The sequence below is a fragment of the Nocardia sp. CNY236 genome (assembly GCF_000482385.1).
Taxonomy (GTDB): domain Bacteria; phylum Actinomycetota; class Actinomycetes; order Mycobacteriales; family Mycobacteriaceae; genus Nocardia.
Genome location: NZ_AXVD01000001.1, coordinates 376,024 through 387,941 on the forward strand (window position 1 = coordinate 376,024; position 11,918 = coordinate 387,941).

An 11,918-nucleotide genomic window follows, 5' to 3' on the forward strand; every position below is an offset into this window, starting at 1 on the left:
GCTATTCGTCGTCCTCATCCTCGATCCGCCGCCGGATCGCCTCCACCGAGCGATCTTTCGGGATGCGCTCGGGCCACAGGATCGCCGTCACCAGCACCGCCACGGGCAGGCCGATCACGACCACCCACCCGAGGGTGATCCATCCACAAGTCATCGAATTTCACTGTCCGGCGACAAGATCAGTTCCATGTCGATCACTGGCAGAGTCATGGCCGCGATGGCCGACAGGGCATCGGGGCAGAGTTCGTCCAGTTCGTCGATGGGGATCGGCCACCCGTCCAGGTCGACAATCGACCATGTGCCGTCGATGTGCTGGAGGTACCGCCCCGGCACTTGCGCGTGATCCATGGCTTTGTCCCCTTCGGTTGCCTCTTGGTACGCACCCGCCGCCGGGGACCAACGGGGGCAAAGTGTCTACCCGGCGGCGGGGCTTGCTCAGAGCCTCCCGTATGAGCGGTGTCCGGCAAGAGTGGCAGGCAGGGTGGCATACGGGGAGCGCTCGCGGCCGGTCCCGCCGGACGAAACTGCGCTAGTGGCATAGGAGTGGTACCCCTCGAACGAGGGCGCGCGGTGAGGATGGATAGTGCAGGCTCGGTGGCATGTCGGCGGACACGGGAACATTGATCAGGCAGTTGCGTGTTGCTAAAGGCTGGAGCCAAGGAAAGCTTGCCAGCGAGTTGTCCGGGGTGTCCGGATGCAACATGACTCGCGAGTACATCTCGCGCCACTGGGAGTCGGGTAAAACCGAGCCTTCGCCGTTCTGGCTCGGGCATCTCGCGACAGTGCTGGACTGCCCGCCGGAAGTGTTGGAGGCCGACGTGAACCGCCGCGATTTCCTATCTCATCTCGCCGCGACCTCGATAGCACCTGTCGTCGCATCCGATCTTCTGTCGCAAGGGTTTACGACACGACTGCATGGTTCCGGTCCCAGCGTGGAAGCGTGGGAAGCGAAGCTTTCTCAGTACGGCACCGATTACATGCGTCAGGGTGCGGCCCAGATTCAGCAGCGCCTCGCCGCTGACCTGGTCGTGCTACAGCAGCAATTGGACTCGCCGCGTATGTGGGCTGTCGCGGCGCGGCTGATGACGCTGTTCGCGAAGACGTATCCGGGCAGCGACGGGAACAAGGCCATTTCGTGGTACCGAATGGCTTCGGAGGCAGCCGACCGATCGGACGACACCGACCTTCAGGTCTGGGTGCGTGGTCGGGCCGCGATCGCGCTCGGCTACGAAGGCGCCTCGTTGTCGGTTGCCCATCGGTTCGCCGACCAGGCTCTAGCTATCAGCGATCGGCATAGCCTCGGACGCCTGAATGCCCTCTGGGGTAAGGCACACGCGGCGTCCCTACAGGGCGATGTACGCACCGCGCACGAATTGATCGACACGGGCCGCCGCGAATTCGATGTGTCCTACAGCGAAGAGCAGACCAGCGATTACGCCGTGCCCTGGTGGCGCGTGAATGTCTTCCTGTCCCTACTGGCCGCCCGCATCGCCGACGAACGGCTCGCCGTCAAAGCGCAGGACGACGCCCGCGCCGAACTTCCCCCAGAGTTGCCGCGATTCGCAACCCATCTCGATATGCACAAAGGGCTCATGCTGGTACGGGCTGGAGACCGTGACCAAGGCGTCGAGCTCGCCCGCGCCGCGCTCGACGCCCTACCGCCAGAGAAGCACTCACTGACGCTCCGGATGCTGATGGACGAGATCACCGGCCAATGACGCGGGGCTCGGCACCGAATGACCGGACCTGCCCAGTGCCCACATTTTGCCCACAATCGACCGAGAACCAGCGTTATTCACCCTGAATGTCATAGATGTGATTTCGCAGGTAAAGCCCTATTCGACCCCCTGACCAAGATCGCTAGAAGAGTTCAAATCCCTCCGCCACCGCCATGTAACACAGCCGGGTCTACCGCGCAAACGCGCTGGTAGGCCCGGTTTCTTTTCCACTCGCTAACCCTGCGATCCACTCGCGTCTACCCGCGTTCGCTCTCAAATTCTTATCACGACAGACGCATTGTGGACGGCCGTGGAGCCCGACCACCACCACCCCAGCACAGCGCCAGCCGCGTGCATCACATGCGCCTACATGACCGCCAGGCGGTGCCAGCGCCATCTCGCCGAGTCCCAGGCTCGCCCATCGGACCCGACCGTATGGCACACCCCTCGGCCCGGACAGAGCGGCGATTGCTGACAGGATGCCAACTCCGGCATGGACAATGAGCGCCACCGGCATACTGCCGGAACGGACTGTGTCGTCTCTCGAATATTGCTGTAGCACGAGATGTTTCGCCGTCCGTCACCGTGCTGTCGGAGCGGTATGCCGAGTACGACGAGATCGGGCTGCGCGTGACCACTCGCTACGACCTCGGGCTTCTGCACCCCGAAGCCGTCGCCGTTCTCACCCCGCCGGCGCCGTGATGGCAGTCACCGGTCAACAGGTGGCTGATTTCATCGGCCGGGGCACCGAACCGGAGTTCGTTGCCCGGCCGGGCAGCACGCCGCCATCACCACCGCCCTCGCCTCGGCCTACACCCGGGGCGAAGGCTTCACCGATGGTGAGCCCAACGACGACATCGTCGCCGTCATCACCACCGCCACCGCCCGCCTGGTCGCCAACCCTGCGCAGCTCCAGCACCTCGACACCGTGGGACCGTTCACCCAGCAGTACAGCAACGGCTTCCGGGGCTGGAACCTCGCCGAAACCTTCGTCCTCAACCGCTACCGCAAACGAGCACACTAGGGCAGGCGGTGCCGATCACCCGCCGTCCTCGTCCTCGATCCGCTGCCGGATACCCTCCACGGACCGATCTTTCGGGATACGTTCGGGCCACAGAATCACGGCCACCAGCACCGCCAGGGGCAGGCCGAACACGGCCACCCACCCGAGCATGATCCACCCGCCGCTCATCGAACTTCGTTGTCCCGCACCCAGAGCGGTTCCATGTCGGTCACCGGCAGAGTCACGGCCGCGATTGCCGGCAGGGCATCGGGGCGGAGTTCGTCCAGTTCGCCGATGGGGATCGGCCACCCGTCCAGGTCGACCAACGACCATGTGCCATCCGCGTGCTGGAGGTATCGCCCAGTGTTCATCGCTGAGTCCACGTGGTCTGTCCCATCTGGTCGCACGGTTGGTAGGCACCCGCCGCCGGGGTCGAACGGGGGAAGTGTCGTCAACCCGACGGCGGGGCTGAGATGCACGCTAAGTGCTTGTTTCCCGGTGGTCGGGTACGTTTCGTACCCCCTTCCCGACCGCCAACATCCGGCTACGCTTGAACTACTCGAACCATCCAGCGGAAGGAGTGAGGCGATGTACGGACCCGATGACAGTTCGCCAGTCGGCAGACGGATCAAGTGGCAGCGTGAGCGTGTCGGCATGTCGCGGCCCGTGCTGGGCGGTTTGGTCGGCCGATCGGCCGAGTGGCTAAAAGCGGTTGAGAACGGCCGGATTCAGACTCCACGGTTGCCGATGCTGCTACGTCTCGCGCGCGCCCTCGAACTCGAGGACCTGGCCGAGCTGACTGGGAACGACCACGCGGTGCCGGTATCGGTGTTCGCTGGCGAGCGGCATTCGACCCTGAACGACGTGCAAGCGGCGCTGACTTACTTCCGGCTGAGCCCGCCGGACCGGGCCGCGAACGTCGACCACCTGGCCGAGCGGCTGCGGCAGGCGTGGCAGGTTCGGCACACGAGCCCGGATCACCGGACTCAGCTCGGTTCGCTCCTGCCTGGTCTGATCAAGGACGCACAGGGCGCGGCCCGTTCGACCGGAGATGAGCGCCGGGCGGCCCGCCGCGCGCTTGCTGGCGTCTATCAGCTCGCTGACTTTTACGTCGCATATCAGCCTGCGCCCGAACTGGTTTGGATGGTCGCTGATCGCGCACTGAACGAGGCGTATGAAGCCGATGACCCGTACACAATCGCGTGCAGCGCGTGGGCAATGGTGCAGGCGCTACGAGATTCCGGCCGATGGGGTGAAGCAATAGCACTGGCGCGCAATGCAATTGAAGTACTTTCACCGTACCTGGACAGGGCCGAGACTTCCGACCACTGGCGCGGCATCGCGGGTGCTCTCGAGGCTGAGATCGCTTACGTTCACGCGCGCCGAGGTCGCTACGGCGAAGCGTGGGAGCACTGGGAGCGCGCCGACCAGACAGCCCGGCAGCTCGGTCCGAAGTACCGGCACGTGCAGACTTCGTTCTCGATGCCAGTAGTCGCAGCACACGCGACCACTCTCGGTGTCGAGCTTCGCCGTCCGACCGAGGCATTGCGGGCGTCCGAAAGGTTCGACGCGGACAGCATTGCCTCGCTGCCGCGCCGGAGCCGACATTTCATCGATGTAGCCCGAGCGCACTTCCAGCGCGACGAGTCGACGGCCGCGCTGACCCTGCTCGACAAGTCCGAGCGGACAGCGCCCGAAACGATCCGGTACAACGGCTATGCCCGCGAGATGCTCCGTGCCCTGGCGGAGCGTCCGCCGTCCGGTATGCGCGAGGACGTTCGGGGGCTGTGCCAGCGCGTCGGCGTCGCCAGCTGAGCGGGCACAACTGGGCCGAATTCAGCGTGACCGACAGTTCGATGCGGTCTGGCACACGCCCGGCACTGACCGATTGTCGCGCGGTTCGACCTCCGGGAAGCTTGCCGTTCATTCCTAACGATTTCCCAACAACGGCCCCAGATCGGGGGTGATCGAGCGTGAATGACAGCGATGTGATTTTGCAGCCAGACGGCGCGAACGACATACGCCGAAAAACGGTTTCGATATCGGCAACGTGCATGAGCCCGTCCAACTCGAGCGCGCCGACGTGACCGGGCGCGGGCAGGATCACCGCGTCAGCCCTGGCGTTGCGTATCTGATCGGCCAACGCCAGCAGCGCGGGCCGCTCAGGCCACACCAACCGATACCCGAGCCGCCGCGCGAGGCGCTGCACTCGCGCAGCCTCCCACTGCGGTGCCGCACTGCTGTCGTAGTCAATCCATCCGAGAGCGATCTCGGCTGAGGAATCGGCATAGGCGGATCGTATTGCGGCGGGTGATGTTCGACTGGTCCGGCCGGATTCAGTCGGGATCGAACTCGGATCGTTCGAACTGGAGGGTGTTCGCGTTCTCGCTGACCGTGCGAATTTTCGCCTCGTCGAACCCGTTCTCGGTGACTGCGGTGATCTCCAGACGGACTTCGAGTCCGACGCCGTCGGCTGCTGCGAGATGTTGGATGACCTCTGTCGCTATACGCCCGAAGTCGCGGGCGTAGAAGTCCGGGCTCAGCGCTGCGGCGCCGAAGTAGCGGGTCTTCGGCTTACGTTCCGGTTGTGCGGACACCGTGTGGGTCGATATCGAAGGACCGGCTGTGCGGGCGCCGCTGGCCAGGGTTGGCGAACCAGAAGCGCCCGATGGCTCGAGCTCTGCCCGCCGCATCTCGGCCAGGTCACGTTCGCGCTGCCGGGCCGCCCGGCTGGGCTCGACGAGCAGCAGTGCGTCGACCGCCCTCGGTTCGGATGCGCCGTCCGTGGGTAACAGCAGGCCCGTGTAGTTCTGGCCGTCCCAACTCTCGGCGAGCGCGAAGCCCTGAACTTCCCAGTCGGCGGGGGTGTCCAGTGTGGAGAGCACGCCCTTGTGCAGGACGCTGCGGTCCCGCAGCCGCGCAAGGTACGGATAGGTCGTGTAGTAGTCCCACAGCATGCCCAGGTCGATATGCCCGTCGCGCTCGAACACTGTATGCAAGGCGGTGTCCAGGTCGAGGCGAATCGCCGCGGACGCGCGTTCGAGCACCAACTCCGACTTGTCCACCAGCCGCTTGGCGGTCCGCACGGCGAGGTTCTCGGTGCTGCCTTCGGCCTTGATCGCATCGAGATGCAGCGGACGGGTCGGATCCGGTTGGATCGGTACCAGCGCCCAGTGATACGCGCCCAGCAGACGATCGCGGGCGGTCGCATCTGCTCGCTCGAGCCGATCGTTGGCCTGTTTCGTCTGCTGGGCCGTGAGGTCCAGCACACCGTCGACGTTGTCGCGCACGTACTTCCAGGCGAGGAAGTCGCGAATCGACGCTTGTAGTTCCTCGTAGCGGGCCGAGTCGGCGGCTAGGAAGACGAGCATGTTCCGGTGCGTGCGGGGTCGGCTGCCGCGTCGGTCGAGGACCTTTGTCGACCACGTATAGGCCGACGATTCCCGGCCCTGGCGGCGGTTGTAGACCTGCGAGGGTGGCACGATCACCAGCCGAACCTCTCGACCGTCGGGCACATCCGAGGAAGAGTCCGGGGCGATGTGCACGGCGGCGAACCCGTTTCCGGTGGGGCTGCGGTGATCTCGTAGCCGACGGGTGATCTCGGCCCACACCTCCTCCGGATGCAGCCGCTCGGCGTAGTCGCGAGCGGTACGGGTGGTGTTGGCTTGCGTGTCGAACCAGAATTGTGTGCCGGAAGCGTAGAAGTAGGTGGCTTTGTCGGCGAGCTGATTCAGCGCCGAGTGGAAATTGCCGGGCACATCCCCGGGCAGTGCGGTGCCGAGAAGGATCCGTGCCTTGTCGACCCCCTTGTGGGAGCCGTGCAGCGTGGGTGTCGCACCCATGAACACCGTTCGCGCCAAACGCTGGGTGACGAAGCGTTTGCCGAGTAGGTCGGGACTGGCGTGATCCACCAGGGCGGGCGCGGCGTGAGGTCCATCGATGTCGGCGTCGATGATCGCCTTCCACCGGTCTTCGAGGTACTGGGTGAACTCGGTTGTCACCTCCGGTTCCTGCAGCGGCACCGAGCCGGGCACGATCAGCGGCGCGGTGTCACCCGCGCGCCACAAGGCGCCGACGATGGCGTTCATCAGCCGCAGCACACCACGGGTGCGTTGGAAGCGTTCCAAGGTCGACCAGTCCTGGTAGAGCCGGTCGAACAGTTCGGGATGCACCGGGTAGGTGGCACGGATCCGGTCGAGGTAGTTGTTGTCGATGGCATCGTCGGGGAACTCGCCGTGATGGGCACGATAGAACTCGACCACTGCCTGCGCGGTCGCGCCGATCCGGGCGAGCGCCTGTCGGTCCGGTGCGGTGAACAGCCGGCGGCGAACGATCTCGAACGATTCCTCGGGGCTGGCGGCCTTCCACTGGTCGGCCACCCTACGAACGACGTTCTGCAGGCGATGCAGTGCCTCACGACCGTTCTCGCCGCCGACCTCTTCTTCGCTGACCTGGTCGTGTCCGTCGTCGCCGCGGGCCGAGGCGGGTATCGAGATCACCACGAGTGCACCGGGCACCGCCTTCGCGGCCTCCGTAAGGGTTTGGGCGAAGGTGAACTGGGTGTCGAAGCTGCCGCCCGCGAGATCGTCTCGGCCGTAGAGCTGACGGGCATAAGCGACCCATTCGTCGATCAGGATGATCACCGGGGCGTATGCGGCGAACAGTTCACGCAGGCTGTCACCAGGGTTGGTGGAGGTGCGGTCGGCCGCGGCGATGATCGCGTAGGCATTTCGCCCTCCGAGCTGCCAGGCCAGCTCACCCCACAGTGTGTTGACCTTCGTGCCGTCCGGCTTGGGTTTCAGGCCGGAGGGCTCGAGGTGGCTACCTACGAGTGCGACTCTGCCGATCGTGCGATCGAGTCGAATCGTGCCGAGCAGGTCCTGTAGTTCCTGCGGATAGTCTGTGACCGTCCGTCCGGATGCCAGGTGCCACAAGGCAAGCATCGAATGTGTCTTGCCGCCACCGAAATTGGTCTGCAGGTTGATCACCGGAGAGGCGTTCTTGTCGCCGGTGATACGGGCGACTGCGCGGGTAATCAGGTCCTGCAGCCCACCGGTGAGGAAGGTACGGCGAAAGAACTCGACAGGGTCGGTGTATTCGGGGTCGCCCTCACCGCGCGCGACCATGGCCAGGTCGGCGGCGAACTCGGCCGCGCGGAAGTTTCCTGTGGCGACATCGTCGTGAGGGCGCAGTACTTCCCGCCACGGCAGCAGCCCGGCAGAGCCGACCTCCGCGGCCCCTGCGGCCTCGACCACTGTGCGGTACTCCTGCTCGTTGCTGATCTTCGGCATGCCTACTGCTCCTCGTAGTCGAACATTGCCGGGGACGGTTGCGTTACGGCCACGGGGGCGGCTGCAGCGATCTCGTTCCACGCGGTACCCAGCGCATTGAACTCGACGGCGATCTTGGTTTGTCTGCGGTCCTCGGCGATCGAGAACAGCAGGAATGCGAGTTCCTTGCACAGATCCGGCTCGACCTGTGCGGGCACCCGACCCAGGAGCGAGGAGGCCGCCGGGATGCCCTGGGTGGACAGGGCGTGGGTCAGGCGCATCACGACTTCCCACACGCTGATCGACGGATCGGTAGCCGGGTCGTGGTCCACGTCGAGCTCGTCGGGAGCCAGCAGGGCCACCTTGCCGGCACGGCTGGTGAGGATTCCGGCCTGGTCGAGGTGGTCGATCGACGCATTGCGGGCACGAGCGATGTTGTCCGCATCCCCGTATGCACCGGGATCGAAACCATACTGGCGGAACCAGGCGATGGCGAACCGGGTATCCGGGTCGAAGTCGCCTTCCTGTTCGGTGAGCACCTCATCGAGCACTTCATTGATCAGTGCCAGCGCAGTCCGCACCCGCATCTTCGACCCGTCGTCCGCCAACACCGCCGAGTATCGGGAGAAGACCGCCATACCGGGGCCGATCGCAGCTTGCGGCATATCGACCGGCGCGATCGCGCCTTGCTGCAGTTCCTCGAGTGCTTTCGGGAGCTCCGCCTTCAACGTGGTGATGAACCTACGGCGATCGGTTCGTGGCGCATTCTCCGGCTGTGGACGCAGCACCAGCACGATCGACGACGCGAGCGCGTTGGTGCCGACGCTGATCATCCGACCGCCTCGCTCGCTGCGGAGCGGCCACGTCGCGGTCACCGACCAGCCGGCACGGATCATGCCTTCGAGGAGAGTCTCCCAGCCGGTGGATGCTTGTCCATCCTCGGTGATCTCGGACTGCTTGAAGGCGTAGTAGACCGTGATCGGGAAGTCCGGCAGCGCCGACTCGCGGGCCCGCCGAAATACCTCTCGGAATCCGTCTTCGAAGAACTGGTGCGCACCCTCCTTGCCGTCGTGGCGGAATGGGTTCGCGACAAGCTCGTCGGCTTTCGGGACGAGCATCGTGCTCAGCAGGTCGGGGTGAACCGACTTCAGCGAGCGGCGCAGCCACACATAGAAGAAGTCCGAAAGGTCCGAGTAACCGATGTTGTCGTAGTAGGGAGGGTCTGTGCAGATGAGGCCGCGCAGAGGTCGCTGGGCGGCATCGGCTTGATCGACATGGACCGCGGTCGCCCCTGCCGGTAGTCGTTCGACGGAATCGGCGACCCAGGCGGTATGTGTGCCGATATTGCCAACGGAGTTCGAGAACAGGTTCACCTCGGCGTAGTCCCAGACCATGGGCAGCGCCTGCCGCGCAAAGGTGTCGCGGACGCCTTGGATCGGCGAGATCCAGGAACATAGCGATGACGACCAATCAGCCGCCTTGCTGTTCGCGAACGCAAGGTAGGTGGCAACAGCATCGGCGTAGGCAGCGGCTCCGGCGCCCCCGGTCGCGAGCCGGTCTCCTTCGGGCATTCCTGCGGCCATGGCGTCAGCGAGGACATGGCCGCGGGCTTCGATGACGAGGTCGCTGAACGTGGTGAGCGCTGTGAGCTGACGAGCGGTGAACAAATCTGCGAAGGTCGTCAGCCCGTACAACGGCGTCCAGATGTCCTTCGGGTGATAGCCGAGTTCCTGATCCGGCACCTCCGTCGGGCGTGGTACCTGTGCGGCAACCTCGTGTTCGGGGGTGGGTGCGAGGTAGATCCGAGTGCGTCGACCCTCGGCGACGGTGGCCAATAGTTGGCTGCCCATCCGGCCAGCTCGGCCTTCGGCCTTGATGTGGTTGCGTCCGACGGCTGCACCGCACCCAACGCAGGCTGCGCCGTTTCGGCCGACGGTACCGTCGGTGTCCTTCGTCGGTGCAGCCTCGATGTCGTTGCCAACGGTGAAGCGGACGCTGCGGTCGCCGACGGATGGGACCAGATAGGCTTCCTTCCCTTTCTTCTTGCTGAGCCACCATGACCGGACCAGGGGTATGGCGATGCCGCACGCTGGGTTCGGGCAGGTGACCGTGCGGCCCCAGATCCACGCCACCACGGTGGCTTGCGACCCGTCGGCGAGAGTGGCCTTCGGGTAGAGGTGGCCGATCCGATTTTCGGCTTCGACGCGCATCCACTGGCCGTAGCGGCGCACGTCCTCGGCGAGGCCGGCCGCGCGGGGCCATGGTGAGCCGAGTTGCTCCCTGGCGACGTCGGGGTGGACAGGAGGTCGTCCATTGAACTTCGGGGGGAGCTCGACGAGTGCCGTGTTGATCAGCACCGCCACGGGATTGAGGTCCGACGCATAGGCTTCGAGCCCGAGGCGTTGGGCTTCCAGTGGGATGGTGCCGCCGCCAGCGAAGGGATCGAGAATGGGTGGCGGATTCCCGTCGGTCGATTCCAGGATCTTGTGGTGGGCTCGTGCGAGGAGTTCCTCGTCGTTGGAGTTCTCCCACACCACCAGCTGCTCGATCAGCTCGTGGAGATACTTGCGTTCTTCGGTGACCGCTTCCTCGGTGGGGAACTTGTCCGGATGCGCGGAAGGGTCGTCGACCAACTGTGCGAACAGCAGTCCGCGCGCGGCTGCGAGTGGACGGCGCGCCCACCACAGATGCATGGTCGCAGGGTGTCCCTTGCGCGGAACGGATTTCTCGTGCGCCGATTGCTTGTTGATGACCTCGAGCGGGATGCCGACCTCGATCAGCTTGCGCTTCTGCGTGCTCACGTCCGGCAGCCGCGCGATGCGGTGGTGGCTGCGCGCAGGAAGGCGACGGGCCAGGGTCCGGTCATCGGTGTCAACTCCAGTGGTCACTTGTCGGCGTAAGGATTGGGTGAACGGTAGCAACCAGAACTGGACTCACGTGGCCCACAGTTGCGGGCGTCGGTTGTTCAGCAGCGGCGCTGCCTGTGGTCCATGTTTCGACCTGTGCAGGTGCTGAGCGCCCGCACTGCGCAAGGGTCTGGGACGATAGGGTCCGGATCGATGCTCCATATCTACATACGGAGCGTTGCTCCGTATGGTGAGCGAGCAGGAGGAGCCTGGAATGACGACCCCCGATACGCCACCGCCCGCCACCGTCGGCCGGCGACAGCGCTCCGATGCCCGGCGCAACCAGCAGACTCTGCTCGACGCTGCCGCTGTCGTGTTCGTCCGGGCTGGGGTCGACGCACCCGTTCGCGACATCGCTGCCGAAGCCGGCGTCGGAATGGGCACCATCTACCGGCATTTTCCTACCCGAGCCGACCTGGTGGTCGCGGTTTTCCGGCACCAGCTCGACGCTCTCGCCGACCCTACGACAACCACCCCGATACCTGGCGAGACACCATACGAGGCGTTGCGGTCGTGGGTTTCCCGGTTCACCGATTTCCTGGTCACGAAGCACGGCCTGGCCGAGGCGCTGCACTCGGACCAGGCCGGGTTCGAACGCCTGCACGCCGAATTCATCGACCGACTGTTGCCGGTGCTAGACCAACTGTTGCACGCATCCGCCGCCGCGGGCTACACGCGCTCGGATATACCACCGTTCGACCTGATGTTCGCCGTGGGCAATCTGTGCATCGGGGTCGAGACCTACCCCGACTACCATGCTCGCCGCATGATCGACGTGCTCCTCGCTGGTCTGGTACGGACCCCGGCGCCGGCCGGCGCCGTCTAGGCGCTGCCGAAATCGTGCCGTCTAGGCGCTGCCGAAATCGGGCGCTGCCGAAATCGATAGCCTCATTCACCTCGGCTCAGCACGGACCTTGCCGTCGGACAGCGCGTGGAGCCGCTCTGCTCGTTTCACTTCTGCACCCCAGCGAAAATCATGTCAGAAATGGTGACACACCCTTGTCCTAGGGGTATGCGAGTA

At 65.0% G+C, this 11,918-nt stretch carries 10 protein-coding genes and 1 pseudogene; 4 read left to right on the plus strand and 7 right to left on the minus strand.

Annotated features, from left to right (window positions below; all coding sequences use genetic code 11):
- Window position 1 precedes the first annotated feature (1 nt).
- Both K940_RS33880 and K940_RS0101760 read right to left on the minus strand, forming a co-directional pair.
- On the minus strand, window positions 2-124 hold the full coding sequence (locus K940_RS33880) for a hypothetical protein (protein ID WP_255342568.1): 123 nt from the start codon (window positions 122-124) through the stop codon (window positions 2-4).
- Between the two features lie 26 nt (window positions 125-150).
- Window positions 151-348 (minus strand): hypothetical protein, encoded by a 198-nt coding sequence (locus tag K940_RS0101760; RefSeq protein ID WP_028476099.1) that lies wholly within the window; start codon window positions 346-348, stop codon window positions 151-153.
- 251 nt (window positions 349-599) lie between these two features.
- On the opposite strand from K940_RS0101760, the gene K940_RS0101765 reads away from it, so the two are divergent.
- Both K940_RS0101765 and K940_RS31375 read left to right on the plus strand, forming a co-directional pair.
- The gene (locus K940_RS0101765; RefSeq protein ID WP_036527093.1) at window positions 600-1,718 is read left to right on the plus strand and encodes a helix-turn-helix domain-containing protein; all 1,119 of its coding nucleotides are present in this window, start codon (window positions 600-602) and stop codon (window positions 1,716-1,718) included.
- 543 nt (window positions 1,719-2,261) lie between these two features.
- Window positions 2,262-2,420: pseudogene (locus K940_RS31375) on the plus strand (phage major capsid protein); the annotation flags it as partial.
- A gap of 13 nt (window positions 2,421-2,433) precedes the next feature.
- On the opposite strand, the gene K940_RS32165 reads toward K940_RS31375, so the two are convergent.
- From K940_RS32165 to K940_RS0101785, 3 genes are read right to left on the minus strand one after another with little or no spacing between them, the layout of a single operon-like run.
- A complete protein-coding gene (locus tag K940_RS32165; protein ID WP_028476101.1) occupies window positions 2,434-2,739 on the minus strand; it encodes a hypothetical protein in 306 nt (101 codons plus the stop codon).
- An 18-nt stretch (window positions 2,740-2,757) separates the two neighbouring features.
- Entirely contained in the window at window positions 2,758-2,910 is a 153-nt protein-coding gene (locus K940_RS32170) for a hypothetical protein (RefSeq protein WP_155980709.1), read from the minus strand.
- Entirely contained in the window at window positions 2,907-3,092 is a 186-nt protein-coding gene (locus tag K940_RS0101785; RefSeq protein ID WP_155980710.1) for a hypothetical protein, read from the minus strand. Before K940_RS0101785 ends, K940_RS32170 begins: the two co-directional genes overlap by 4 nt.
- Before the next feature lie 217 nt (window positions 3,093-3,309).
- Here K940_RS0101785 and K940_RS0101790 point away from each other — a divergent pair, with 217 nt between their 5' ends.
- A complete protein-coding gene (locus K940_RS0101790) occupies window positions 3,310-4,536 on the plus strand; it encodes a helix-turn-helix domain-containing protein (RefSeq protein ID WP_028476103.1) in 1,227 nt (408 codons plus the stop codon).
- 521 nt (window positions 4,537-5,057) lie between these two features.
- Here the strand turns inward: K940_RS0101790 and K940_RS26625 are convergent.
- The gene (locus K940_RS26625; protein WP_231390207.1) at window positions 5,058-8,012 is read right to left on the minus strand and encodes an ATP-binding protein; all 2,955 of its coding nucleotides are present in this window, start codon (window positions 8,010-8,012) and stop codon (window positions 5,058-5,060) included.
- Window positions 8,013-8,014: 2 nt separating this feature from the next.
- Window positions 8,015-10,792 carry a DUF1156 domain-containing protein gene (locus K940_RS0101805; RefSeq protein WP_028476105.1) on the minus strand — a complete coding sequence of 926 codons (2,778 nt, stop codon included), beginning with the start codon at window positions 10,790-10,792 and terminating at the stop codon, window positions 8,015-8,017.
- A gap of 319 nt (window positions 10,793-11,111) precedes the next feature.
- On the opposite strand from K940_RS0101805, the gene K940_RS0101810 reads away from it, so the two are divergent.
- Window positions 11,112-11,723, plus strand: coding sequence for a TetR/AcrR family transcriptional regulator (locus tag K940_RS0101810; protein ID WP_028476106.1), 612 nt, complete (start codon window positions 11,112-11,114; stop codon window positions 11,721-11,723).
- Window positions 11,724-11,918 lie beyond the last annotated feature (195 nt).

Bases quoted from the DNA above. Each gene is read 5' to 3' on its own strand.
- K940_RS26625 (WP_231390207.1), bottom strand. From the start codon at position 8,012: ATGCCGAAGATCAGCAACGAGCAGGAGTACCGCACAGTGGTCGAGGCC.
- K940_RS0101765 (WP_036527093.1), top strand. From the start codon at position 600: ATGTCGGCGGACACGGGAACATTGATCAGGCAGTTGCGTGTTGCTAAA.
- K940_RS32170 (WP_155980709.1), bottom strand. From the start codon at position 2,910: ATGAGCGGCGGGTGGATCATGCTCGGGTGGGTGGCCGTGTTCGGCCTG.
- K940_RS0101810 (WP_028476106.1), top strand. From the start codon at position 11,112: ATGACGACCCCCGATACGCCACCGCCCGCCACCGTCGGCCGGCGACAG.
- K940_RS0101760 (WP_028476099.1), bottom strand. From the start codon at position 348: ATGGATCACGCGCAAGTGCCGGGGCGGTACCTCCAGCACATCGACGGC.
- K940_RS0101790 (WP_028476103.1), top strand. From the start codon at position 3,310: ATGTACGGACCCGATGACAGTTCGCCAGTCGGCAGACGGATCAAGTGG.
- K940_RS0101785 (WP_155980710.1), bottom strand. From the start codon at position 3,092: ATGAACACTGGGCGATACCTCCAGCACGCGGATGGCACATGGTCGTTG.